This is a genomic window from Halorhodospira sp. M38 (genome assembly GCF_022227985.1).
GTDB classification, from domain to species: domain Bacteria; phylum Pseudomonadota; class Gammaproteobacteria; order Nitrococcales; family Halorhodospiraceae; genus Halorhodospira; species Halorhodospira halophila_A.
Window position 1 is genome coordinate 257,659 of record NZ_JAJNQP010000001.1, and the last position, 24,730, is coordinate 282,388.

Genomic DNA, 24,730 nt, shown 5'->3' on the forward strand with positions numbered 1-24,730 from the left:
CCAGGGCGACACCTGTAGCAGAGCGACATTTTTTTGACGCACCAAGGGTGTCAATTGCTTGACATGTCAGCACAACGTCCCACGGTGTGGATCCGCTTCCCAGAGGCCAGCGGCCGGCCGGATCTGCCATTGCGCCTGGGGGACACCCTGGAGGCGCGGGCCCGGCTCACCGGGGCCGGGCTGATCCTGATCCTCGGCGCCCACCGCCTCCCCGCACGGGCCGATGTACCGGTGGCCGACGGCGATCGCCTGCGACTGCGTGTGGCCAGCGTGGGCTACCCCCTGGTGCTACAGGTCACCGACCACCTTGGCCCCCGCCCGGCGCTGCAGTGGACCCTGCGCCAGGCCCTGCCCCGCCAGGCCACTGCGGAATCGCTGGTAGGCGACCTGCGCAGCGCACTCCGGCGCCCTCTTACCAACCTTGATATGCACACAGCGTGCCAAGAGTTCCAGGATGCCGTGCCGTCGGCACGCTCACTGAGCTCCGCCGCCGGTATCCGCGAGACCTTGGCCCACGCCGGCCTCTACTTGGAGGCCCGACTGGCCCGCGGTGCCGACACGGGCGCGGATCTCAAGGGGCGGTTGAGCGCCTGGCTCGCTGCATTGCGCCCACGCCACCCGGAGGGGGGCGACCGCAAGAGGCCCACGCCGGAGTTCCCGCCGGCCGAGCGCGCCCTGCTCGACCAACTGGAGGCCTTCTTCTGGCGCATCCAGGCCCTTCAGGCCCACCGTGCCCTCCACACCCGCGGGACACGCGACTGGACGCTCGACATCCCGGTACGCCAGGGCGACGCCCTGCACGCCCTGCGACTGCGCATCCGCCCCGCCACCGGGGCAGACGGCGGCGCAGCGTGGACCATCGAGGCCCGTCTGGCACTCGAGCGACTGGGCCCGGTGGCTGTCTCGCTGCACCTGGCCGGCGGGCGCGCCGATCTGGCCTGGTGGGCCCAGCAGCGTGTCAGCGCCGAGCGCCTGGCCAACGCGCTCCCGAAGCTTGAACAACGCCTCCGCGCCGCCGGCCTCGAACCCGGCGCGATTACCTGCTACCACGGGTGGCCGGCTCACGACGGTACCGCCCCTTCACCCACCGCGACCCAGGGGATCATCGATGAGCAGATCTGATCCGGAGCCGGACGAGTTCGGGCGGACCCTCCTGGAGCGAGCCGCAACCCGGGGCTTCGCGCTACCCGACGACCCCGACCTGGCCGCGGCACTGGCCCGCCTTGAGGACGACGCGGAACCACCCCCCGAGGTTGCGGAGGCCATCGCTGCCCTACTGGCGTTCACCTGGACCGTGGAGCAGGATGTCGGGCCCGCCGGCGCCGGCCCGTCACTCGATCACCCGGAGGCGCCGCCCTCTCCGCGCCCCGGACCGTGAAGCAGAACCACCAGGTCCGCCTCCACCTGACTGATCTCGCAGGTATCGGCGATCTCCCGGGCCTCGGCCCCCTTGCGCGCCATGCGGATCGCCTGATTGAAGCGGCTGCCATCCGTGCCGCCGGCTGCGGCCACCTGATCCAGACGCCGCCGCAGCCGGGCCAGGTTCTGCTCCAGCCGGGCCAGGTGCTCCCCCTGGCCGACCGCCCCCGCGGAGAGCCCCCGGAAGTGCTCGAGGATCTGCCGGGTCGTGGTCTCGACGCTCTCCATGCGTTGCTCAGCCTGCTGGACCCGCTCCAGTGTGCGCTGCACGCGGTAAACGGCATAGGCCGACGCCACCAGGGCACCGGCTAGAACGGCGAGCACCACCCCGATCAGCCACGCCATGCGGCCCTCCTCGTTAGCGGGTTCGCCGCCACTTGGTCCCCTCCGGCGTGTCCTCCAGCTCGATCCCACGCGCCTGGAGTTCGTCCCGGATCCGATCGGCCTCGGCGAAATCCTTCGCCTTGCGCGCCGCTGCCCGCTGCGCCACGAGCGCCTCGATCTCGTCGACCTCGGCATCCGCAACATCGCCGCGCAGGTAGCTCTCCGGGTCCTGCTGCAACAGCCCGAGGACCGCGCCGAGCTCACGCAGCTCGGCGGCTGCCGCAGCAGCTCCTGCCTCGTCACCGCCCTCGCGCAGCCGGTTGATCTCACGGGCACTCTCGAAGAGCACCGCGAGGACTTCGCGGGTATTGAAGTCGTCGTCCATCGCCTCACGGAAGCGCTCCCGCGCCCGGCTGCACGCCGGTTCTGCCTCCGGCAGTCCGCGCAGGGCGTTGTAGAGCCGCTCCAGCCCCCCGCGGGCCTCGCCCAGTGCATCCCCCGTGTAATTGAGCGGGCTGCGGTAGTGACTCGAGAGCAGGAAAAGACGGACGGCCTCGGCCGGATGCTCGGCCAGGACGTCGCGCACCGTAAAGAAGTTGCCCAGCGACTTGGCCATCTTCTCGTCATCGATGCGCACGTGGCCGTTGTGCATCCAGTAGTTGACGAAACGGTGACCGCTGGCGCACTCGCTCTGGGCGATTTCGTTCTCATGGTGCGGGAACTGCAGATCGACCCCGCCGCCGTGGATGTCGAAATGGCTGCCGAGTAGGTCACGGGACATGGCCGAGCACTCGATGTGCCAGCCGGGCCGACCATCTCCCCACGGTGAGGGCCAGGCCGGCTCACCGCTCTTGGCCGCTTTCCAGAGGACGAAATCCACCGGGTCGCGTTTGGCCTCGTCGGGCTCGATACGCGACCCCGAGCGCAGTTCCTCCACCCGACGCCCAGAGAGCTTGCCGTAGTCCGGGAAGCTGGCCACCGAGAAGTAGACGTCGCCGTTCTCCCCGACGTAGGCGTGGCCGCCGGCGATCAGCTCCTCGATCAGCGCGATCATCGACTCAAGGCGCTCGGTGGCACGCGGCTCATGGTCGGGGGGCTCGACGCCCAGCGCCGCGCAGTCCTCGTGCATGGCCTGGATGAAGCGATCGGTGAGGGCGCTCATCGGCTCGCCGTTCTCCGCTGCGCGGCGGATGATCTTGTCGTCGATGTCGGTGATGTTGCGCACGTAGGTCACCTCGTAACCCAGCCAGCGCAGATAGCGCACCACCGCATCGAAGACCACCAGGGCGCGGGCGTGGCCCAGATGGCAGAGGTCGTAGACCGTCATACCGCAGACGTAGATCCGCACCCGCCCCGGTTCGATGGGCTGGAACGGCTCCTTGGTACCGGTCAGACTGTTATGGATCTTGAGCATCACTCCCCCTGCGCGCCTTGCTCGGCGGCGAGCGTGGCGGCGCGCCTGAGCCGCTCAACCACCCGCTCGCCACCCATCAGGTCGACCACCGGCTGCAGTTCCGGACCGCTACATCGACCGGTGAGCGCTGCGCGCAGCGGCATGAAGAGTTGCTTGCCCTTGACCCCGGTACGCTCCTTGACCGCCTCGGTCAGGCCCTTAAACCGGGTATAGCCCTCGTCGGCTGCCGCCGTCGCCGCCTCGAAAAACCCCGGCCCGGCCGAGACGATCGCCGCCTCGGCGTCGTCATCGAGTTCCGGCGGCCCGGCGAAGACCCGTTTGGCCCAGTCCCGCGCATCCGCCGGGAAGCGCACGTTATCGCGCACGGCGTTGACCAGGTCGTCGGCGTACCCCGGGGGCACCAGGGCATCGATCCCCATCCACGGCCGCAGGCGCCGCGCCGGGCTGCCGTGCACGGCCTCGTCCTGCCAGTGGCGCAGGTGATCCGGGTCGAAGCGCGACGGCGCCGTGCTGATTCGCGCCGGCTCGAAGACCTCGGCAAGACCGGCGAGATCGAGCAGCGCCTCGGACTCACAGGTGTGCCCCACCCGCGCCAGGTAATTGAGCACGGCCTCGGGCAGGTAGCCCTCCTGGGCCAGCTCGCCGACGGAACGGCTGCCGTTGCGCTTGGACAGCGGCGCGCCATCGGCCCCGGTGATCAGCCCCATGTGGCCGTAACGCGGCGCCGACAGCCCCAAGGCCTTCAGGATGAGCAACTGCCGCGGGGTGTTCGTAAGGTGATCATCCCCCCGCAGGACATCGGTGATCCCCATCAGCGCGTCATCGACAGCGTTGGTGAACAGATACGCGGCGGTGCCGTCGGCGCGGCGGATGATGAAGTCGCCGATGTCATCCGTCCGGAAGCTCTGCTCACCGTGGATGCGATCATCGAAGCGCACCTGCTCACCGCTCGGCACCCGGAACCGCAGAGCCGGCTGCCCCCCCTCGGCGCGCTTGCGCGCCACCTCATCGGCGCTGAGGCGTGCGCAGGTGCCGGGATAGCGCGGCGGCTGTCCGGCCGAGCGCTGGGCACGCCGGGCCATCTCCAGCTCGCGCTCGCTGCAGAAGCAGGGGTAAGCCCACCCCTCGGCCTCGAGCTGTCGGTAGTAGGCGTCGTAGAGAAATCCCCGGTCGAACTGGTGGTACGGCGGCGCCGGACCGCCCACCTCCGGGCCTTCCTGCCAGTCCAGTCCCAGCCAGCGCAGATCGCCCATCAGCGAGCGGGTCGCCTCCGGGCTGTAGCGTTCGCGATCGGTATCCTCGATCCGCAACACGAACCGCCCGCCGTTGCCGTAGGCCAGCAAGGCATTGAACAGGGCCGTGCGCAGGTTGCCGAGGTGCAGGGCCCCGGTCGGGCTCGGTGCAAAGCGCGTCTTGACGGTCATCTCGTTCATGGCGGGGCATTTTAACAGCGTCGCCCTATTCCGGGGGCATCCCACGGCCTTGCCCGCGCTCCGCCCTCGAGGGACACTGGCGCTCCGTTAATGACACCGGACTCGGACCGACGCCATGCCCCGACCCGTTCTGGTCATCGCCGACCTGCACCTGGACCGCAGCCGCCCGGCTGCGACGGACACCTTCCTGCGCTTCCTCGAGAAGGAGGCGCCGGGCGCCGAAGCCGTCTACATCCTGGGCGACCTGTTCGAGGCGTGGATCGGCGACGACGCGGTCTCCGCCGACGACCCCGTCCTGCAGGCCCTCCGTGCAGCCGCGGCGAGCACGGATATCTACGTCATGCACGGGAATCGGGATTTCCTGCTCGGTGCCGATTTCGCCGCAGCCAGCGGCACCCACCTGCTCCCCGATCCCAGCGTGGTGACCATCCACGGCGAACACGCGCTGATGATGCACGGCGACAGCCTGTGCACCGATGACGCCGAGTACATGGAGTTCCGCGCCATGGTGCGCGATCCCGCATGGCAGCAGCAGTTCCTGGCGCTGCCGGTGGCGGAGCGACTCGAGCAGGCACGCCAGGCGCGCGGCGCCAGCACCGAGCGGAACCAGCAGCTGGACGAGGCCATCATGGATGTCACCCCGTTGGCGGTGGATGCGGCACTCAGGGAGCACCAGGTGCGCTGGCTCATCCACGGCCACACGCATCGTCCGGCCATTCACAACTTGGACACACCCTTCGGTTGGGGCAAACGCTTCGTGGTGGGTGACTGGTTCGATCAGGGCAGCCTGCTGCGCTGTCAACCAGAGGGCTGGAGGCTGGAGACCCTACCCCACGACGCCTAGCGGGCAGCAGACGCCGCCGTCATGCAGCCTCCCCATGGGCGACGCACTTCAGCGCGCGCTCGATCACGTCGGGGCCGGCCCCCGGCTGCTGACTGCCCTCGGTCAGGGTCCGACGCCAGGCGCGGGCACCGGGCAATCCGTTGAACAGCCCCATGAGCACCTTGACCAGCTGGCTCATGGGCACCCCTTCGCGCCGGCGCGCCTCGACATAAGGCAGATACGCGGTCACCACAGCACGACGCCCGGGCAACTCGCCTCCGAACAGCATGCAATCCCACTGTGCCAGCACGTAGGGATTGGAGAAGGCCTCGCGGCCGATCATCGCCCCATCGACCCACTGCAGCTGCTCCCGCAGCGTCGCCGCATCCGCAATACCACCGTTGATCGCCACCTCCAGATCCGGCCGCCGCGCCTTGAGCCGATGCACACGGAGGTAATCCAGGGGCGGGATCTCGCGATTCTCCTTGGGGCTGAGCCCCGAAAGCCATGCCTTGCGGGCATGCACAATAAAGCTCCGGCACCCCGCTGCGGCCACAGCCTCCACGAACGCGTCCAGGAAGGCCTCGCTGTCGTGATCGTCGACCCCGATGCGGGTTTTGACCGTCACCGGCAAGCGGGTGGCCGCCTGCATCGCGGCGACGCAGTCGGCCACCCGGGCCGGCTCGAGCATCAGGCAGGCCCCGAAACGCCCCGACTGCACACGGTCACTGGGGCACCCGACGTTGAGATTGACCTCGTCGTAACCCCACTGCTCGGCGAGGCGCGCCGCGTGGGCCAGCTCCTGCGGGTCGCTACCCCCGAACTGCACCGCCACCGGGTGCTCCGCCGGGTGAAACGGCAGAAAACGTTCCGCCGCCCCGTGCCAGAGCGCCACGGCCGGCACCATCTCCGTGTAGAGACGCACGTTGGGCGCCAGCAGGCGCAGGAAGTAGCGTGCCGGCGGCGTGGTCCACTCCATCATCGGGGCCACGCTCAAACGCCCGTGTATGCACGGCGGCTCGGTCATCAGTCCCTCTCTGCAGTCACTCAGCGATGGTTTGCCGGGGCCGGCCGGCTGGGTATTATACGCCAAGGTACGGTTGCCAGCGGCACACACGCCACCCATGACCCAATCCGTGACGCTCTACGGGACCAGCGGCTGCCACCTCTGCGACGAGGCGCGCGACCTCATCCGCCGTTATGCGGCCTACACCCCGCTGCAGCTGCACGAGGCCGACGTCCTCGACCACTTCCCGGACGACCCGGCGCTCCAGGAGCGCATCCCCTTCCTGGAGGGCGAGCACCCCGGCGGGCGCCTGTTCTGGCCGTTCGATGCCGGGGACCTGCACCAGTGGCTGCAGACCGGAGGCCGACCGTGAGCCGGATGGCGCGGCTGCTCCTGTGCCTGGCAATGCTTGCGCCGGGTCTGCTCGCGGCGCAGCAGGAGCCGCCGAACGACCTGCCGTTCAAGCCGGAGGACGATGAACGATGGGTTCTGGTGGACACCGATACCTACCGGATAACCGTGTTTGAAGGGGACCGCCCCTTCGCGCATTTTGAAAACCTCGCCGTGGGCCGCTACGGCACAGCGGAAACCCGCCGTCGCGGCGACCGGACCACTCCGCTGGGAAAATTCCGCATCAACCGGATCAATGAAGAGAGCCAGTACCATCTTTTTCTCGGGCTGAATTACCCAAGTCTGGAGAATGCGCGCAAGGCCCGGGATGACGGGACCATCGACCAAGAGGAGTATCTTGATTTTCTGGATGACTTTGCCCGCCTGGGTCGTCCGCCCCAGCGGACGGCTCTGGGCGGGCATATCGGCATCCACGGGGTGGGCGATGGTGATGTCCGGTTCCACCGGCATGTCAACTGGACAGATGGCTGCGTGGCGCTGGAAGACGATCAGGTCGAGGCGCTGGCCAGCCTTGTGGGCATTGGCACACGCGTGTATATCCGCTAGCATTCAAACACGAATAGGCGCAAAAAAACCTTCCCAGCACAAGGAGATACTCGATGCATCAACGTTTCGCATCCGTTGCCAAACTCGCCGCCGTCGGCGCGGCCTTTGGCCTCGTGGCCGCCTGCGCCACCGTCGACGAGGACGAGATCGGCGCCGCCGTGGACCGGGAGATGGAGGACCTCTACGCCGAGATGGACGAAACCCGCGCCATCGCTGAAGACGCCCGCGACACCGCCGAGGGCGCTGACGAGCGGGCGGCCGAGGCACACAGCATCGCCGAGGAGGCGCTGCGCAAGGCTGAGGACAACGAGGAGAAGATCGACCGCATGTTCGAGCGGACGATGCAGAAGTAACCAACCGTCGGAACCCCGGGCGTTAACGCGACGCCCGGCATCCCCGGAAGCCCGGCCCCGCGCCGGGCTTTTTTTTCGCTCCGGGCATGGCAGCAAGGGTCGTCGACCCCACGGCGGCGCAGCACCCCGCCGATAGCCGCTATGCGGCTTGGGGGGTGGCTCACTCCCCGGACGGACGATGCGGGGTGGCGTTACTCCGGGACACACGGCGGATCCGCCCGTCCTGCTCATCGGCAGCCGCGCGGACCCGCGCGCCGTCCACCCGATGGGCCGTATCGCCGAGGGCGTGGGCGACACTCTCGACGGCCATCTCGACGCGCTCCGCCCGCGACGGATCGTCTTCCTCGAAGAACGGAAACGCCTGGAGGTGGAGCACCCCGTCGGCAGACCAACCTGCCTGAAACGGCTGATTGACGATCTTCACCGGCGTGCCCACTGACAGCTGATCGTAGAGGTACTCGATATCCCGCGGATGCAGCCGGATGCACCCGTGGGTGGCCCGCATCCCGATGCCCCAGGGGCGGTTGGTGCCGTGAAGCAGATAGCCACTGATGTCGAGCAGGATGGCGTGCCGACCCAGCGGGTTGTCGGGTCCCGGGGGCACTTCGCGTGGCATCGTTTCGCCTCGCTCCTCGGCCTGCTTGCGGATCGACTCCGGCGGGTACCAGGCCGGGTCCTCGATCTTCCCGGTGACCTCGGTACGCCCGAGCGGGGTTGACCAGTCCATGCGTCCGATACTGACCGGGAAGATCTCCACCACTTGCTCGTCTTCCGGGTAGTGGTAGAGGCGCATCTCGGCCAGGTTGATGACCACGCCTTCACGCGGCGCATCGGGGAGGATGTAGCGTGACGGGATGCGAACCTCCGCGCCCTCCCCCGGCAGCCAGGTATCGACGCCCGGGTTGGCCATGCGGATCTGCTCGTAGCCGACCGCATGGCGCTTGGCGACATCCAGCAGGGTATCCTCGGCATTCGCCCGGGCGGTCTGCTCCTCACCAACGACGTCGACGCCGTCCTGCAGCTCGAAGCGGTGAAGGGTCCGATCCCAGTCGTGCTCCTCGAAGGCGTCCTCGTCGACCACCTCGCCCTCGCCCGCCTGCTCGGGCGGAGGGGCTTCGTCAGCCACGACCGGCATCGCCAGCAACAGCAACCAGATCCCCGACCCGAGCAACCCTGCACCTCGCGCAGCGTCCATCCGACACCGCACCCTGCCCGCCATACGTCCCGCCATTTAGCCTATGCCCTGTAATGCTTCTCGGAGTTGCCAGAGCATACCTGCTGTCGCCCCCCAGATCAGCTGCTCCTGATGAATCAGCGCCGGGAAGCGCTCGATCCGTCCGAAGGGGCCGGGCACCCGGACCTCGCCGTCGACACGCCCCTCGAGCAGCCGTTCCAGGGGCAGCTCGAAGACCGACTCGACCTCGCCCGGATCCGGCCGCCAGATGACCGGGCTGCGAATGACGGCAACCACCGGCTGGATCACGAACCCGGTACCCGTATGGTAGCGGCCGAGCCGCCCGAGGACTCGCACCGCGTCGGGCTCGAGCCCAACCTCCTCGTGCGCCTCGCGCAGGGCGGTCGCCTCGGCGCTGGCATCGGCCGGATCGACGCGCCCCCCCGGGAAGCTCACCTGCCCCGGGTGATCACGCAGGCCGCCGGCGCGCCGCGTCAGCAGGATTCGCGGCTGATGCTGCGGCTCAAGCAGGGCGATCAGCACCGATGCCGGCACTGGGTGCCCCGGGGATCGGCGCCACCCGCGCTCAGGCCAGGCCTGCCCGGTCAGGCGGGCCCGCAGGGCCTCCGGGCAACACGCCGGTCCGGACAGGGCGACGGGCATGGCACCGTCAACCAGCGTCCGGGCCGGGGGCTGGCAAGCCGACGTTGTTGCCCTCGAGCACGCGGTCCGCCCGGTAGCTCGAACGCACCAGCGGACCCGCGACGACCTCACGGAACCCCCGCCTGAGCCCCTCCTGGCGAAGGGCCTCGAACTCGTCCGGGCTCACGAACCGCTCCACCGGAAGGTGGTTGCGGGTCGGCTGCAGATACTGCCCCAGGGTGACGATGTCCACCTCCGCCCGGCGCAAATCCTCGAAGGCCTCATGGAGCTCGGCATCCGTCTCACCGAGCCCCACCATCAGGCTCGACTTGGTCACCACGTCGGGGCGCAACCGCTTGGCCGCCCGCAGCACGTCCAGGCTCTGCTCATAGTCGGCACGCGGGTCGCGCACCTGCGGTGAGAGGCGCCGGACCACCTCGACGTTGTGAGCGAAGACTTCTAACCCGGACTCGACCACCGTCCGCACGGCCTCTTCATCGCCACGGAAATCCGGCGTGAGGGCCTCGACCGCGGTTTCCGGATTCTCCGCCTTGATCGCCCGAACGCACTGGGCGTAATGCTCCGCTCCGCCATCGCGCAGGTCATCACGGTCGACGGAGGTCAGAACGACGTAGCGCAATCCCATCAGGCGCACCGACTCGGCGCAGTGCTGCGGCTCCCGGTCATCCAGACGCCCTTTGGGGTTGCCGGTATCCACGGAGCAGAACCGGCACGTGCGCGTGCACACCGATCCGAGAACCATAAAGGTGGCCGTGCCGTGGCTCCAGCACTCGCCCAGATTGGGACAATGGGACTCCTCGCAGACCGTGCTCAGGTGGTGGTCGTGGACGATACCGCGCACCCGACGATAGCCCTCGCCGCCGGGAGCACGCGCCTTGAGCCACTGCGGCTTGCGTGCGCGCGGCGCCTGCTGCCCATCGCCGCGGCGCTTCACGCCGTCCTTGATAGTGCGCACCCCGTCGCGTTCAAAGACACTACCGCTGCTCACCGGAATCCCCTTGAAATCGGTCATACCCTACCCCTGGCCGCCATCGAAACCGCACCGGATGTACCATCCGGTAGGATCCCATTGTACGCGCAGCAGCGCTGCCCTGCCGAACCACCCAGCCGGGGACGAAGCCCGGCAGCGGTCGCCAACCCAGGCCAGGAGCCCTAAGATGGGGCCGAGGCCACAGGAAGGATCGCCCCATGTCCACGCCCCTGCTGCGCAGCACCACCCTGCTCGCCGGCCTTTTGTTTGCCGGCAGCGCCATCACCAGCCCCTGTGCCGAACCGGGGCAATGGTACGATCCGGGTCACCAACGCACCCTCGGCACCCATGAGGTGCTCGATGCCCTCGAGGGCGTCGATTTCATCCTGCTCGGCGAACGCCACGACGATGCCGCCCACCACCGCTGGCAGCTCCATACCCTGGCCGCTTTGCACGGGCGAGGGGAGCTTGGGGCCATTGGCTTCGAGATGTTCCCACGCAGCAAACAGAAACCGCTAGAAGACTGGCGCACGGGCAACCTGACGCGCGAGGCGTTCCTCGAGGAGACCGAATGGCAGCGCGTCTGGGGCTACGACGCCGAACTCTACATGCCACTGTTCGAATTCGTCCGCGCGCACCGCGTGCCGGCCGAAGCCCTCAACGTTGAGCGAGACACCGTGCGCGCCGTGCGGGAACGCGGTTTCGACGATCTGGATGAGGACGAGCGTGAATCCGTCGGCCAGCCGGCAGCGGCCAGCGAGGCGTACCGGGACCGCCTGCAGGGTATCTTCCGTCATCACCCCGGCGCCGGCGAGAACGATGCCGACCTGGATCGGTTCATCGAGGCGCAGACGTTCTGGGACCGGGCGATGGCCGAGTCGATGGTCTCCGCCCTAGAGGCCTACGGCGGCCCGGTCGTCGGCATCGTCGGCAGGGGTCACGCCGAGTACGGTGACGGCATCGCCCACCAGCTCCGGGATCTCGGCCACGACTCGATCCGCGTCCTGCTGCCGCTCGACGCCGCCGCCGCGTGCCCGGACGCCGATCGGGCGGACTTCGTCTTCGCGCTCGAACCCGAGCGCGCCACCCCCGATCCGCCGCGTCTGGGCATCGCCATGGAGGAGGACGATTCGAAGGTGACCATCCTCGAAGTCTTCCCCGATACACCCGCCGATCAGGCCGGGCTGGCCGCCGGCGACCGCATCGTGAAGGCAGCGGAGACCGAGATCCGGCATCCTCGCGACCTGCAGCACATCGTGTCCCGTCAGGCGCCGGGCACCTGGCTGCCGCTGGTCATCGAGCGGAATGGGGAGACCTTGGAGAAGGTGGCGCGGTTCCCCGCCGAGTAGCCGTGAGCGTTGGGCTGGGCTTCGCGCGGGGTTCCGCTTTGGCGGCCGGGCCCGGGCGACCCGGCCGCCCCGCAGGATCAAAGGGTCGAGAGCATGTACTCGATGGCCTTGACCAGATCCTCGCGGTCGGCACGCCCGTCGTAGGCCGGCATGGCGCCCTTGCCCGCGAGCGTGCTCTCGACCAGCTCGTCCACCGAGGAGGGCCGGTCGGCCCAGTCTTCGGGCGCGTTGAGCTCCGGTGCGCCGGCCACCCCGCGGTCATGGCACGAGGAACAGGTCGGTGCCGTGCCGTTGATGTAGATGGATTCGCCGTCGGCAAGGGCCGCCCCCATGCCGCCGAAGATCAGCGCGGTCGCGGTACCCGCGGCCAGAACAATGCGTTTCATGATCGGCTACTCCTCGGTCTTTTAGTCTCTATGCTTGATGCGCCCGGTAGCAGGGCCGCTCAATAGCCCGTCGAGCATCCCCTGGACGGGTGCCGGTGCGCCAGCCGACGTTCTCAGTGGCGCCCCTCGGGTTGGACTATCTCGATCAGTCTAGCCTAACGAGGCGCAAAGCGGTACCACGAATTCCCTGCTTTGTTGCCGGAAAACCTTCAGGACCGACCCGCCCCCGTCCGGACCAGATCGGCCAGCGCCCGTTCCAGGCAGTCCGCGCCGCGGCGCCAACCGGGCTCAAGCATGGTGGCGTGGCCGGCGCCGGGGATCCAGCGTGGCTCCACGCCATAGAGCCACGCCGTCGTGCGCACCATCCACTGCGGGATGATGACATCCTCCTCGGCCCCGATCACCGCCACCGGCACGGACACGCCGCCCCATCGCGGCCAGCGCGGGAAACCCATCTCAAACAGGGCCAGCTGCGACTCCGGCTGCATGCGGCTGGTGTAATCGAGCAGCACCTCCGGATCCATCTCTTCCGCAAACAGGGCCCGATGGGCCTCATCCACATCGACCCAGGCCGGTCCGAACCCCTGAAGAATGCCCATCTGCCAGAGCAGCCGCGGCTCGGTCAGCATCATCTGCATGCCGGAGGGGGCGAGCCCGGTTGGGGGCACCGAGGCCAAAAGCACAGCGCCGGCGGCCGGTACGCCCTGGCGCAGGGCGATATCCACCACCAAACCGCCCATGGAGTGACCGATGAGCACCGGCGGATGTGGCAGCGACTCGACGGCTTCGGCCACGTCCTCGACGTAGTGGCTCAGGGAGGCCGAGTTGAGCGTCTCCCGGCCTGCGCTCGCCCCGTGGCCGCGGAGGCTCAGCGCGTGAGCCTCGTAGCCCAGGCCGGCGAAGTGCGGCAGGTAGTGGACCTCCCAGCACCAGGCACCGGCGAAGGCGCCGTGGATGAACAGCAGCGGCGGGAACACGGCATCCGATGCCCCGTCGCTGCCCGCGTACCGGATCAGCTCCAGCCCCGTCTCCGGGCCGCCGCCCCCGATCCCCCCGAAACTTGCGTACATTCAGCCTCCCGCGTTGGGTCACCCGTGTGCCCGGAGTGCCCTGATCAGGTAAGCTGCTTATTCCACACCGATCACCTCGCTATATTCAACACGAGCGTCCCCATGAGTGCACCCCGACCGCAGACCATCCGCCTGCGCGACTATCGTCCGCCCGCCTTTCTGGTCGACCGGATCCACCTCCGCGTGGACCTCCATGCTGGCATGGCCCGCGTGGAGGCGGCGCTGGAGCTGCGCCGCAACCCTGCGGCCACCGACGATGAGGCGCCGCTGCGCCTGGACGCAGAGTTCCTGGAGCTGGAAGCGCTGACCGTCGACGGGGTCGAACTGGAGCCCAGCGCGCACCAGGATGAGCAGGGGGCGGTGATCCTCTATGATGCCCCCGAGCGCTGCCGCGTGGAGACCGTCAGCCGGTTCGATCCCGCGGCGAACACCGCCCTCTCCGGCCTTTACCGCTCCGGCAGCATGTTCTGCACTCAGTGTGAGGCGGAGGGGTTCCGGCGCATCACGCCCTACCCGGATCGCCCCGACGTCCTGGCGCCGTTCACCACCACCGTGGTCGCCGACCGCGCCACCTGCCCGGTGCTGCTGTCCAACGGCGACTGCATCGAACGGGGAGAACTTGACGACGGGCGCCACTACGCCATCTGGCACGACCCCTTCCCCAAGCCGTCCTACCTGTTCGCGTTGGTTGCCGGCGACTTGGCCTGTCAGGAAGCGTCCTTCGTAACCGCCTCGGGCCGCGAGGTAGCCCTCCATTTCTATGTGGAGCCAGAGAACACGGGGCGTACCGATCACGCTCTAGCTGCGCTGCAGCGAGCCATGCTCTGGGACGAGGAACACTACGGCCTAGAGTACGACCTGGATACCTACATGGTCGTCGCCGTGGGGGACTTCAACATGGGCGCGATGGAGAACAAGGGGTTGAACATCTTCAACACCCAGTTCGTCCTGGCCAGCCCCGACACCGCCACCGACAGCGACTACGAGAACATCGAGGCGGTCATCGGCCACGAGTACTTCCACAACTGGACGGGCAACCGCGTCACCTGTCGCGACTGGTTCCAGCTCTCGCTCAAGGAGGGGCTGACCGTCTTCCGCGAGCACCAGTTTGCCGAGACCACCGGCTCCGAGGCGGTCCAGCGCATTGGTCAGGTGCGCCTGCTTCGTACCGCCCAGTTCCCGGAGGACGCCGGGCCCATGAGCCACCCGGTCCGCCCGGATGCCTACGTGGAGATCAACAACTTTTACACGGCCACCGTCTACGCCAAGGGTGCCGAGGTCATCCGCATGTACCACACGCTGCTCGGCGACGACGCCTTCCGGCGCGGCGTGCGGCGCTACCTGGAACGCCACGACGGTGAGGCCGCCACCATCGAGGATTTCCTCGCCGCCATGGAGGACACCGCCGGGGTCGATCTCCAGCAGTTCGCCCTGTGGTATACCCAGGCCGGCACCCCTGAGATCGAGATCGAGGACGACTACGACCCGGAGCGGAACGAGTACACCCTGATCTGCCGTCAATCCCTGCCCGGCAACTCGACCCAGCCGCACCGGGATCCCATGCACATCCCGCTGGCCGTGGGGCTAATCGGCCAGGACGGTTCGCCGCTAGCGGTCCGCGAGGCCCGGGACTCCACCGCACACAGTCGCACCCGCGTACTCGAACTGCGCGAGTCCGAACAGCGCTTCGTTTTCGAGGACTGCCCAGAGCGCCCCGTGCCCTCGCTGCTGCGCGGCTTCTCAGCGCCGGTCAAGCTGCACTACCCGTACAGCGACGACGACCTCGGCTTCCTGCTCGCCCATGACACCGACCCATTCGCGCGCTGGGAAGCGGGGCAACAGCTGGCCATGCGCGTTCTCCTCGACGAGGCGCGGGGCACCCCGCGGCCCGACGGGGTGGAGCGGCTCGAGCAGGCATTCCGCACCTCCCTCGAGGCGCCCGAAGCCGACCCCGCGCTGGTTGCCGAGGCACTCACCCTGCCCGCCGAGACCTACCTCGCCGAGCAGGTGGAGGTGGTCGACCCGCAGGCCATCCACGACGCCCGCCAGCGCGTCCGTGCCCGCCTGGGCGAGGCGCTGGAGGGGCACTGGCTGATCCTGCACAGCCAGGCGACAGGCCCCTGGCGCTACAACCCGGACGAAGCCGCCCGGCGCCGACTGCGCAACCTGGCCTTGAGCTATCTCCACGCCGGCTCGGAGCGCCACCTGAGCCGGGCGCTGGAACAGCTCGAGCGCAGCGACAACCTCACGGACCGGCTGGCTGCCCTGGCTGTACTGGCGGACAGCTCGCGCCCGGAGGCCGAGCAGGCGGTGGACGCTTTCTACGAGCGCTGGTCCGGGGAACCGTTGGTGGTCGACAAGTGGTTCCGGACGCAGGCCCTGGCCGATCGACCGGAGACCGTCCACCGGGTGCGCCAGCTCACCGAGCACCCGGACTTCACCCTGGAAAACCCCAATCGAGCCCGGGCCCTACTCGGTGCGTTCGCCCAGGGCAACCCGGCCCACTTTCACAGCCCGGACGGCAGCGGATACCGGCTGCTCAGCGATCACGTGCTGCGCCTGGACCGGAGCAATCCGCAGCTCGCCGCCCGGCTGCTGGCACCGCTGACACAGTGGCGCCGCTACGACCCCGGCCGGCGTCGCTCGATGCGCCAGCAACTCGAACGGATCCTTGAGCGCGATACGCTGTCGAAAGACGTATACGAGGTCGCTTCCAAAAGCCTGGGGGCGATGAGCTAAAGTGAGGTAACAAGCCTCGCGGCAACCGAATACTTGGATTGGAGGCGTATTTTGGCCCGAAGTCACCTGTTGTTGACCCCTGTGCTGGCACTCGGCCTGGCCCTGTTCTCCACGGCTCCGCTGCCGGGATCACCGGGTATACCGACGGCAGCTGCCGGCGAGAACGGCGTGGTGCCCGGCCAGACCGAGTTCGAAAAGGCACGCGTGGTTGCCGATCTGCTCCAGCGCTACCACTACGGCGGTCCCGAGTCCGACGAGAAGCTCATGGAGCAGGCCACCGAGACCTACCTGAAGCAGCTCGACCACGGCCGCTTCTTCCTCCTCGAGGAGGACGTCGAGGCGTTCCGCGAGCGCATGGGCGAACTCGGCCCCGGTCAGGGGGACGCGATCCTCGAGGCGGCCTACGATTTGCACGCCCGCTACCGTGAGCGCGTCGCGGAGCAGACCCAATTCGCCCTCGGGCTTCTCGAGGAGGGGTTCGACTTCGACGGCGACGGCCGCTTCGAGCAGGACCGCAGCGAGGCCGACTGGGCGGCCGATCGCGACGCCCTCGACGACCTCTGGCGCCAGCGGGTCACGCATGATGCCCTGACCCTGGAGCTGGCCGAGCGCAGCACCGAGGAGATCCGCGAGAACCTCGAGCGGCGCTACAACACCCTTCGTGACCGTGCCGTGGATGCCGACAACGAAGACATCATGGACCAGTTCCTAAGCGCCTGGGCAGGCGCCTACGACCCCCACAGCACATTCCTCTCGCCCCAGCGCTCGGAGGAATTCGACATGCAGATGTCGCTGCAGCTCGAGGGGATCGGCGCCAAGCTGACCATGGACCAGGACTTCACCGAGATCGTCGAACTCATCCCCGGCGGCCCGGCCGAGCAATCCGGTGAGCTGCGCGAGGGCGAGCGCATCATCGGCGTCGCTGACGGCGACGACGGCGAGATGAAGGACGTGGTCGGCTGGCGGCTCGATGAGATCGTGGACATGATCCGCGGCCCCAAGGAGTCAGTGGTCCGGCTCAACGTCCTGCCGCCAGCCGGGGCCAGTGAGAGTTCACCGCGCGAGGTGCGGCTGGTCCGCAACAAGGTCGATCTGGAAGACCAGGCCGCCCGCAAGGAGGTCATCGAGAAGACCGACGCTCAGGGCGAGGAGCAGCGGGTCGGCGTGATCACCATCCCGAAATTCTACCGGGACTTCGAGGCCGCGCACTCCGGGCAGGACGATTTCCGCAGCACCACGCGTGACGTCCAGCGCCTGCTTGGGGAGTTGCTCGAGGAGGGGATCGACGGCCTGCTGATCGACCTGCGCGGAAACTCCGGGGGGGCCCTGCGCGAGGCCACCGCCCTCACCGCCATGTTCACCGGCGGCGGACCGGCAGTGCAGGTTCGCGACGCCCGCGGCCACCCCGAGCAGGTTGGCGAATCCAGGGGCGAGCCGGCCTACGATGGGCCCCTGGGGGTGCTGGTCGATCGACGCAGCGCATCGGCTTCCGAGATCTTCGCCGCGGCCATTAAAGACTACGGACGGGGCATCGTCCTCGGCGACCAGACCTTCGGCAAGGGCACGGTGCAGCAGATGATCGGCCTGGACAATTACGCCATCCCCGGCGAGGAGCGTTCCGGGCAGCTCAAGCTGACTCTGGCCCAGTTTTACCGGGTCACCGGCGAGAGCACGCAGCTCGAGGGCGTCAAACCGGATATCCACCTGCCCTCGGAGTTCAGCCACGAGGAGTTCGGCGAGCGCGCCACCCGGAACCCGCTGCCGGCAACGGAGATCGCCGGGCTCGATGTCACGGTGCATTTCGAACTCGAGACAATCATCGACGAACTGGCCCGTCGCCACCAGACACGGATGGATCAGACCGAGACCTTCCGCGCCCTGGAGCGGGAGCTTGAGGCCAAGCGCGAGATACGGGAGGACACCTCGGTCGCCCTGAACAAGGCCACCCGGCAGGAGGAGCAGAAGGTACGCGAGGAGCGGTTGCTGGAGCTTCACAATGAGCGCCGCAAGGCCCACGGCAAGGAGCCGGTGGAGCGTTACGCGGATGTTGACGCGGATGAGCTGCCGGACGCCCTGCTCAATGCCAGTGCAGCGATCATCGCCGATTTTGCGCAGCTCCTGCGCGAAGCGGGCGACGAGGTCCTCACCGCGGAGGCCCGGGAAGAAGACTGAGACCGGAGCCGGGAGGCGGCCGGACGGCCCGCCTCCCGGTCAACCTGCGGTGGTTAGGTACTCGATGCGCAGCTGCAGGGTGACACTGCCACGAAACCGGTTGACCTCCGGGCGGTAGATCGCGCGAACCGGACCCTCCAGTTGGTTCCAACCCCGTTCGACCCCACCGAAGGCGATGGCCGGGACAGTGGGCCCATTGCCATGGTCAGCATCCAGCTCCAGCCGCAGGTGGCCACCGCGCAGTTCCCGGCTCTGACGGATCCGGAAAACGCCGTCAAAGCACGGCTCGGGGAACCCCTGGCCCCAGGGACCGCCGTAGCGCAGGGCCCAGGCCGTCTCCAGGTTGAGCTCCTCCGGTTGCAACTCGCCGTCGGTCTCCACACGTAGCTCGGGCAACTCACCACCCAGCGCCTCATCCAGCGCACCGGCGAACTCGCGGCGGAACGCATCCAGCTGCCCGGATTCGATGGTGAGTCCAGCGGCCATCGCGTGCCCGCCGAAACACTCGATCAGCTTTGGCGAACGCCCGTGGATGCGCGCCAATAGGTCGCGGATATGCAGCCCGGGCACCGAGCGCGCTGAGCCGCGCAGCATCCCCTGGTCTGCCGGAGCGAAAGCCACCGCCGGGCGGTGATAGCGCTCTTTCAACCTCGAAGCGAGGATCCCGGTCACCCCCTGGTGCCAGCCCTCCGCCGCCACGCACACGCCGAGGCCTACATCCTCGGCGCGGGCCTCGAGCCCGGCCAGTGCCTCCTCAGTCATCTGCGACTCCACCGCGCGGCGCTGACGATTCAGGTCATCCAGCGCGACCGCCCGCTCCCGGGCTCGATGCGGATCTTCCTCGAGCAGGCACTCGACCCCGGCGGTCATGTCGTCCATGCGCCCGGCTGCATTCAGGCGCGGCCCGACGGCGAAAGCCAGATCGGCCGCCGTCGCCTCGGCAGGCTCGCGGCCGGCCTGCTCCAGCAGCGCGACGATGCCGGGACGGGCAACACCGGCGCGGATCCGGCGCAGTCCCTGCTCGACGAGGATGCGGTTGTTGTGATCTAACGGAACCAGGTCTGCCACGGTCCCCACGGCGACCAGATCCAGCAGCCCCAGCAGCGAGACCGGTTCCTCGCGGAGCCACCCGTCCGCCGCAAGGCCACGCTGCAGCGCCAGAGCCAGGTAGAAAGCCACGCCCACCCCGGCCAGGGCCGTACTCGGGAAGTGGTCGTCATCGCGTAGCGGATCCACAACCGCCTCGGCGGCCGGCAACGCTGCGCCGGGCGCGTGGTGATCAGTCACCACCACGCCCATGCCCGCCTGGTGTGCCGCAGCGACCCCCTCCAGACTGCTGACGCCGTTATCCACCGTCACCAGCCAGGCCGGCTCCGTGGGGCGCAGCCGTTCGACGACGGCCGCGCTCAAGCCGTAGCCCAGCGAGAACCGATCCGGAACGAAAGACTGGACGGCCGTCGGATCACCGCCAGCCGCCGCAGCGAGACGTCGGAGCGCAAGGACCATGAGCGCGGTCGCTGTCGCCCCGTCGGCATCGTAATCGCCGACGACCACGATGCGCTGGCCCCGGCTCAGGGCCGGAACCAGCGCAGCCACCGCACGGTCCAGATCGGCCATGCCGGTCGGCGGTTGCAGCCGCCGCAGGCTCAGATCCAGCTCCGCGGCATCGCGTAGGCCGCGGCGCTGATAGACCCGCCGCAGGACCGGGTGCAGGTCCTGCGCAACGCCGTCCGGAAGTGCACCCGCCGGACGCCGCCGGATGCGCTCAGGCATCCTCGCCGCCCTCCCGGACCCAGGCGCCGAGGGGCCGGGGCCGGCGCCAGAACCGACGCAGCTCCCGCCGTCCCAAAGTGACACCGTGGTCATCGGCCCCAAAACACAGTTCCAGCGCATCCCAGCGCGACCCCTGCGCAGCGGCCTCGCGCAGCGCCACCAGCGCCGGCGCGGCGATCGCGCGCTCAACCGCCGCCACGGCGTCGATCCACGCCGCCCCATCATCCACGGCCAGCGCCTGCTCCGCCCAAGGGACCGCGACCAGCGTATCCGGCCCCGGGAGGATGGGCGTCGATCCAGCCAGATCCGCCACCTCGGCCCCAGCCAGCACCCCGAGCCCCAGCCAGGCCGGATCGTCGCTGAACAGGCGCTGCCAGGGAAACGACGCCGGGGGCGTAGGGCACCGCCCGCTACCCCACGCCCACAGGGCGTTGATGGGCGGCTCGCCGCGCTCTTCCCGATCGCGGTTGACCGGGTGGTCACACAGGGCCATCTCGACTTCGTTGAAGAGCGTCGCCCACCTCAGGGCGTCGCCTCCCCGCGGCAGGTAGGCGTCGATGAAACGGCCGCAGACTTGTTCCGGTGCGGGACGTTCCGGCAGCGGCGCCTGGCTCTGCAGGTACCAACGCCCGGCGGATGTCCGGTGCAGCTGCACGCGCCGTCCGGCCAGCAGATCGGCCAGATCGGTCTCCAGCCGCGCGGCCTCGAACTCGTTGATCGCGACCTGCACCAGGCGCACACCCGCTGCCTCCGGGCGCAGGTGCAATGGCTGCGCACGGCTCCAATAAGCCTCACAGCCCGGATCCCCGCCGTCGGCCAGCCATCCCAGGGCACCGGCCGCCTCGGGCACCGGCGACGGCGTCAACGGGCCGTGCCGGCCCCGGGCCAGCCAGGTCTCCAGCGCCGGCTGGCGTGCCAGCACCCCGGGAGGCAGCCGCCCGGGAAGCGGCCCGAGCAGCCCCGGAATCCGCAGGCGTAAACGGTGGGCGTTCAAAGCCGCTTCAGAATGGCCTCGCGGACGGCCTCGTAGTCGGCATCCACGGTCTGCACCGCATCCCCGGCCTGGGCGCTGGCCACATCCGGGTCCTTGAGGCCATGCCCGGTCAGGGTACAGACCACCGTGCTGCCCTCGGGGATGCGGCCGCTGCGGATATCGCGCATGGCCCCCGCCACCGAGGTCGCCGAGGCCGGCTCGCAGAAAACACCCTCATGATCGGCGAGCATCCGCTGCGCCCGGAGGATCTCCTCGTCACTGAGTTCATCGAACCACCCACCGGACTCCTCGCGAACGGCCTGGGCGTAATCCCACGACTGCGGATCGCCGATGCGGATGGCCGTCGCCACGGTTTCGGGCTCAGCCACTGGCCCGCCCCGCAGGAAAGGTGCGCTGCCGCTCGCCTGGTAGCCGACCATGCGCGGGCGCCGATCCACCAGTGCGGACGCGTAACGACAATGCCCCTCGCAGAAGGCGCAGGCAGCGGTCAGCTGCTCGTCACCCTTGCGTCCGGCGCACTCGCTGTAGCCGATCCAGTGGGCCGTGATGTTGCCGGCGTTGCCCACGGGCAGGCAGTGGTAGTCCGGGGCGCGTTCAAGCTCCTCGATCACTTCGAAGGCCGCCGTCTTCTGACCCTGCAGCCGATACGGGTTGATGGAGTTGACGATGGTCAGCGGCGCGTGCTCGGCCAGCTCCTTGACCAGGCGCATGCCGGCGTCGAAATTGCCGCGGATCTGCAGCACCTGCGCACCGTGCATGATCGCCTGGGCCAGCTTACCCATGGCGATCTTGCCATCGGGAATAAGCACGAAACAGCTGATCCCGGCGCGGGCCGCATAGGCCGCGGCCGAGGCCGAGGTGTTGCCGGTCGAGGCGCAAATGATCGCCTTGGCCCCCTGCTCGACCGCCTTCGTGACCGCCATGGTCATGCCGCGGTCCTTGAACGAGCCGGTGGGGTTCAGGCCCTCGAACTTGACGTAGAGGTCCACGTCGCGGCCGAGCTCCGCCGGGATCCGCGTCAGCTGGATCAGCGGCGTATTGCCCTCGCCCAGCCCAAGAATCCGGGCATCATCGCTGATCGGCAGCCGATCCAGATACTTGGCGATCAGTCCAGTGTAGCGGGGTCGGAAGGGCATGCTCTCACTCCAGGCTCTCGACACGGATGCGCACGACGCGTCCATCGACCTGCTCCAGGTGCTCCAGGCGTTCGATGGCCGCGTCCATGTGACGCTCATGGATACGGTGGGTCAGCAGGATGATCGGGACGTGATCGGCCCCGGCCTGCGGCTGTTTCTGGATGATGGCCTCGATGGAGATCCCGAAATCCCCGAGCACGCGGGTGACGTCGGCCAGCACGCCGGGTTCGTCCCGCGCCGAGAGCCGCAGGTAGTAGGCCGTCTCGACGTCGCGCATGGGCAGTACCGGCTCCCGCGAGAGGGACTCGGTATGGAACGCCAGATAAGGCACCCGGTTCTCGGGCTCCAGGTTGAACTCGCGCACCACGTCGATCATATCGGCCACCACCGCCGAGGCGGTCGGCTCGGCGCCGGCACCGGCGCCGTAGTAGAGCGTCGGCCCGACGGCGTCGCCCTTGACCATGACGGCGTTCATGACGCCGTCGACGTTGGCAAGCATGTGCCGTCGCGGCAGAAGCGTCGGGTGCACGCGCAGCGCGTAGCCGTTCTCCTCATGGAAGGCCAGGCCCAGGTGCTTGATCCGGAAACCCAGCTCCTCGGCGAAGGCCACGTCCTCGCGCGTGATATGATCGATGCCCTCGACATAGACCTTGTCGTACTGCAGCGGGATGCCGAAGGCGATGGAGGCCAGGATGGTCAGCTTGTGGGCGGCGTCGGTGCCGTCGACATCGAAACTCGGGTCCGCCTCGGCGTAGCCCAGGCGCTGCGCCTCGGCGAGGACGTCTCCGAAATCCCGGCCCTCGTAGAACATCTCGGTGAGGATGTAGTTCGAGGTCCCGTTGATGATCCCCGCGAGCCACTCGATGCGGTTACCGGTCAGCGCCTCGCGCACGGCCTTGATGATCGGGATGCCGCCGGCCACCGCTGCCTCGAAGGCCACCGTAACACCGTTCTCCCGCGCCCGGGCGAAGATCTCGTTGCCGTGGGAGGCGATCAGCGCCTTATTGGCGGTAATAACGTGCTTGCCGTTGTCCAACGCACGCAGCACCAGCTCCCGGGCCGGCTCGTAGCCGCCGATCAGCTCGGCGATGATCTCCACTTCCGGGTCGTCGACCACCTCGAACGGATCGGTGGTCAGGCGGATCCCCTCCAGGCGGCAGCTGCGCGGGCGCTCCGGATGGCGCGCCGAGGCGTGGGTAACGCGGATCTCGCGCCCGGCGCGCCGGCTGATCACATCGGCATTGCGCTCGAGGATATTGACCACCCCCGAACCCACGGTACCGAGGCCGAGCATCCCCACATTAACCGGTTTCAATCCTCACCTCCGAATCTGAGCGGTTCCAGCCCGCCGCGCAGGGCGCGGGCTCAGCAAGCATCATCACGCCGCAGCATCTGTTTGATGCCGCGGATCGCCTGACGCGTGCGGTGTTCGTTCTCGATCAACGAGAAACGGACATACTCATCGCCGTAACTGCCGAAGCCGATCCCTGGGGAGACCGCCACCTTGGCATCGGCCAGCAGCTTCTTCGAGAACTCCAGCGAGCCCATCTCCCGATACGCCTCGGGGATACGGGCCCAGACAAACATGGTCGCCTTCGGCCTTTCCACGGGCCATCCGGCCGCCTCCAGCCCATCACAGAGGACATCGCGCCGGGCCCGGTACATCTCGCGGATCTCCTCGACGCAGTCTTGCGGCCCCTCCAGCGCCAGGATGCCGGCGACCTGGATGGGCGTGAACATACCGTAATCCAGGTACGACTTCATCCGTGCCAGGGCGGCGATCAAGTCCGGATTCCCGCAGACGAACCCGATCCGCCAGCCGGGCATATTGTACGTCTTGGACAGGGAGTAACACTCCACCGCCACGTCCTTGGCACCCGGCACCTGCAGGATCGACGGGGCCTTGTAGCCGTCGAAGACGATCTCGGCGTAGGCCAGATCCTGCACGACCCAGATGCCCTCCTTGCGGGCGATCTCGACCACTTTCTCGAAGAAGTCCAGCTCGACACACTGCGCCGTCGGGTTCGACGGGAAGTTGAGGATGAGCATCTTGGGCTTGGGGTAGGTATCCCGGATCGCCTTCTCGAGCTCCACGAAGAAGTCCCCGCCCGGGATCATGGGCACGTGGCGGATATCCGCTCCGGCGATCACGACGCCGTAGGGGTGGATCGGGTAGGCGGGGTTGGGCACCAGCACGGCGTCCCCCGGCCCCAGAGTGGCCAGGGCCAGGTGGGCCAGGCCTTCTTTGGAGCCGATGGTGACAATGGCCTCGCTCTCCGGGTCGAGGTGCACATCGAAGTTCTGGGCGTACCAGTTAGCCACCGCCCGACGCAGTCGCGGGATTCCCCGCGACATCGAATACCGGTGCGTGTCGGGTCGCTGGGCAGCCTCGCAGAGCTTGTCCACGATATGCTGGGGCGTCGGCTGGTCGGGATTGCCCATCCCGAAATCCACGATATCCTCGCCCCGCTGGCGTGCGGCCGCCTTGAGTTCGTTGACGATGTTGAAGACGTACGGAGGCAGCCGCTTGATCCGAGGGAAGTCGGCTTTCGGCAGATCGGAGTCCACGGGCGAA

The 24,730-nt window shown here is 68.4% G+C and carries 23 protein-coding genes; 9 read left to right on the forward strand and 14 right to left on the reverse strand.

What is annotated here, in order from left to right:
* Window positions 1–63 precede the first annotated feature (63 nt).
* Entirely contained in the window at window positions 64–1,122 is a 1,059-nt protein-coding gene (fliK, locus tag LRA98_RS01195; RefSeq protein ID WP_238632854.1) for a flagellar hook-length control protein FliK, read from the forward strand.
* A complete protein-coding gene (locus LRA98_RS01200; RefSeq protein WP_201167585.1) occupies window positions 1,109–1,378 on the forward strand; it encodes a hypothetical protein in 270 nt (89 codons plus the stop codon). Before fliK ends, LRA98_RS01200 begins: the two co-directional genes overlap by 14 nt.
* On the opposite strand, the gene LRA98_RS01205 is transcribed toward LRA98_RS01200, so the two are convergent.
* The 3 genes from LRA98_RS01205 to gltX are packed head-to-tail and all read right to left on the reverse strand — an operon-like array spanning window position 1,339 to window position 4,590.
* Window positions 1,339–1,764, reverse strand: coding sequence for a DUF2802 domain-containing protein (locus LRA98_RS01205; protein ID WP_201167587.1), 426 nt, complete (start codon window positions 1,762–1,764; stop codon window positions 1,339–1,341). The genes LRA98_RS01200 and LRA98_RS01205 overlap by 40 nt on opposite strands.
* A gap of 13 nt (window positions 1,765–1,777) precedes the next feature.
* A complete protein-coding gene (cysS, locus tag LRA98_RS01210; RefSeq protein ID WP_238632855.1) occupies window positions 1,778–3,157 on the reverse strand; it encodes a cysteine--tRNA ligase in 1,380 nt (459 codons plus the stop codon).
* Window positions 3,157–4,590: a glutamate--tRNA ligase gene (gene gltX, locus LRA98_RS01215; RefSeq protein ID WP_238632857.1), complete on the reverse strand. Its 1,434-nt coding sequence runs from the start codon at window positions 4,588–4,590 to the stop codon at window positions 3,157–3,159. Before gltX ends, cysS begins: the two co-directional genes overlap by 1 nt.
* 115 nt (window positions 4,591–4,705) lie before the next feature.
* Here gltX and LRA98_RS01220 point away from each other — a divergent pair, with 115 nt between their 5' ends.
* Window positions 4,706–5,434: a UDP-2,3-diacylglucosamine diphosphatase gene (locus LRA98_RS01220; RefSeq protein ID WP_238632859.1), complete on the forward strand. Its 729-nt coding sequence runs from the start codon at window positions 4,706–4,708 to the stop codon at window positions 5,432–5,434.
* A gap of 19 nt (window positions 5,435–5,453) precedes the next feature.
* On the opposite strand, the gene dusA is transcribed toward LRA98_RS01220, so the two are convergent.
* Window positions 5,454–6,440, reverse strand: a complete 987-nt coding sequence (dusA, locus tag LRA98_RS01225) for a tRNA dihydrouridine(20/20a) synthase DusA (RefSeq protein ID WP_201167595.1) — start codon at window positions 6,438–6,440, stop codon at window positions 5,454–5,456.
* Between the two features lie 97 nt (window positions 6,441–6,537).
* Between dusA and LRA98_RS01230 the strand changes: the two genes are divergently transcribed.
* From LRA98_RS01230 to LRA98_RS01240, 3 genes are read left to right on the forward strand one after another with little or no spacing between them, the layout of a single operon-like run.
* Entirely contained in the window at window positions 6,538–6,792 is a 255-nt protein-coding gene (locus LRA98_RS01230; RefSeq protein ID WP_201167597.1) for a glutaredoxin family protein, read from the forward strand.
* A 5-nt stretch (window positions 6,793–6,797) separates the two neighbouring features.
* On the forward strand, window positions 6,798–7,376 hold the full coding sequence (locus LRA98_RS01235; RefSeq protein ID WP_207189875.1) for a L,D-transpeptidase family protein: 579 nt from the start codon (window positions 6,798–6,800) through the stop codon (window positions 7,374–7,376).
* A 53-nt stretch (window positions 7,377–7,429) separates the two neighbouring features.
* The gene (locus LRA98_RS01240; protein ID WP_238632861.1) at window positions 7,430–7,729 is read left to right on the forward strand and encodes an Lpp/OprI family alanine-zipper lipoprotein; all 300 of its coding nucleotides are present in this window, start codon (window positions 7,430–7,432) and stop codon (window positions 7,727–7,729) included.
* A gap of 160 nt (window positions 7,730–7,889) precedes the next feature.
* On the opposite strand, the gene LRA98_RS01245 is transcribed toward LRA98_RS01240, so the two are convergent.
* The 3 genes from LRA98_RS01245 to lipA form a co-directional block, all read right to left on the reverse strand.
* On the reverse strand, window positions 7,890–8,864 hold the full coding sequence (locus LRA98_RS01245; RefSeq protein WP_238632930.1) for a L,D-transpeptidase family protein: 975 nt from the start codon (window positions 8,862–8,864) through the stop codon (window positions 7,890–7,892).
* A 96-nt stretch (window positions 8,865–8,960) separates the two neighbouring features.
* Window positions 8,961–9,566, reverse strand: a complete 606-nt coding sequence (locus LRA98_RS01250; protein WP_201167624.1) for a CoA pyrophosphatase — start codon at window positions 9,564–9,566, stop codon at window positions 8,961–8,963.
* 7 nt (window positions 9,567–9,573) lie between these two features.
* Entirely contained in the window at window positions 9,574–10,578 is a 1,005-nt protein-coding gene (gene lipA / locus LRA98_RS01255; RefSeq protein WP_238632863.1) for a lipoyl synthase, read from the reverse strand.
* Between the two features lie 176 nt (window positions 10,579–10,754).
* Here lipA and LRA98_RS01260 point away from each other — a divergent pair, with 176 nt between their 5' ends.
* Complete coding sequence (locus LRA98_RS01260; protein WP_238632865.1) at window positions 10,755–11,885, forward strand: ChaN family lipoprotein; 1,131 nt, start codon at window positions 10,755–10,757, stop codon at window positions 11,883–11,885.
* A gap of 77 nt (window positions 11,886–11,962) precedes the next feature.
* Here the strand turns inward: LRA98_RS01260 and LRA98_RS01265 are convergent, their stop codons facing one another.
* Both LRA98_RS01265 and LRA98_RS01270 read right to left on the reverse strand, forming a co-directional pair.
* Window positions 11,963–12,271 (reverse strand): c-type cytochrome, encoded by a 309-nt coding sequence (locus LRA98_RS01265; protein ID WP_201167644.1) that lies wholly within the window; start codon window positions 12,269–12,271, stop codon window positions 11,963–11,965.
* Between the two features lie 209 nt (window positions 12,272–12,480).
* Window positions 12,481–13,341: an alpha/beta hydrolase gene (locus tag LRA98_RS01270; protein WP_201243115.1), complete on the reverse strand. Its 861-nt coding sequence runs from the start codon at window positions 13,339–13,341 to the stop codon at window positions 12,481–12,483.
* A gap of 102 nt (window positions 13,342–13,443) precedes the next feature.
* Here LRA98_RS01270 and pepN point away from each other — a divergent pair, with 102 nt between their 5' ends.
* Window positions 13,444–16,080 (forward strand): aminopeptidase N, encoded by a 2,637-nt coding sequence (gene pepN / locus LRA98_RS01275; RefSeq protein ID WP_238632867.1) that lies wholly within the window; start codon window positions 13,444–13,446, stop codon window positions 16,078–16,080.
* A gap of 51 nt (window positions 16,081–16,131) precedes the next feature.
* Window positions 16,132–18,252, forward strand: coding sequence for a carboxy terminal-processing peptidase (locus LRA98_RS01280; RefSeq protein WP_238632868.1), 2,121 nt, complete (start codon window positions 16,132–16,134; stop codon window positions 18,250–18,252).
* A 39-nt stretch (window positions 18,253–18,291) separates the two neighbouring features.
* On the opposite strand, the gene recJ is transcribed toward LRA98_RS01280, so the two are convergent.
* The 5 genes from recJ to alaC are packed head-to-tail and all read right to left on the reverse strand — an operon-like array spanning window position 18,292 to window position 24,723.
* Window positions 18,292–20,025, reverse strand: coding sequence for a single-stranded-DNA-specific exonuclease RecJ (gene recJ / locus LRA98_RS01285; protein WP_201167657.1), 1,734 nt, complete (start codon window positions 20,023–20,025; stop codon window positions 18,292–18,294).
* Window positions 20,018–21,019, reverse strand: coding sequence for a hypothetical protein (locus tag LRA98_RS01290; protein ID WP_238632870.1), 1,002 nt, complete (start codon window positions 21,017–21,019; stop codon window positions 20,018–20,020). The genes recJ and LRA98_RS01290 overlap by 8 nt, the downstream gene beginning before the upstream one ends.
* On the reverse strand, window positions 21,016–22,155 hold the full coding sequence (gene thrC / locus LRA98_RS01295) for a threonine synthase (protein ID WP_201167663.1): 1,140 nt from the start codon (window positions 22,153–22,155) through the stop codon (window positions 21,016–21,018). Before thrC ends, LRA98_RS01290 begins: the two co-directional genes overlap by 4 nt.
* A 4-nt stretch (window positions 22,156–22,159) precedes the next feature.
* Window positions 22,160–23,470 (reverse strand): homoserine dehydrogenase, encoded by a 1,311-nt coding sequence (locus tag LRA98_RS01300; RefSeq protein ID WP_201167665.1) that lies wholly within the window; start codon window positions 23,468–23,470, stop codon window positions 22,160–22,162.
* Window positions 23,471–23,520: 50 nt separating this feature from the next.
* Window positions 23,521–24,723: an alanine transaminase gene (alaC, locus tag LRA98_RS01305; protein WP_238632872.1), complete on the reverse strand. Its 1,203-nt coding sequence runs from the start codon at window positions 24,721–24,723 to the stop codon at window positions 23,521–23,523.
* Window positions 24,724–24,730: the final 7 nt, after the last annotated feature.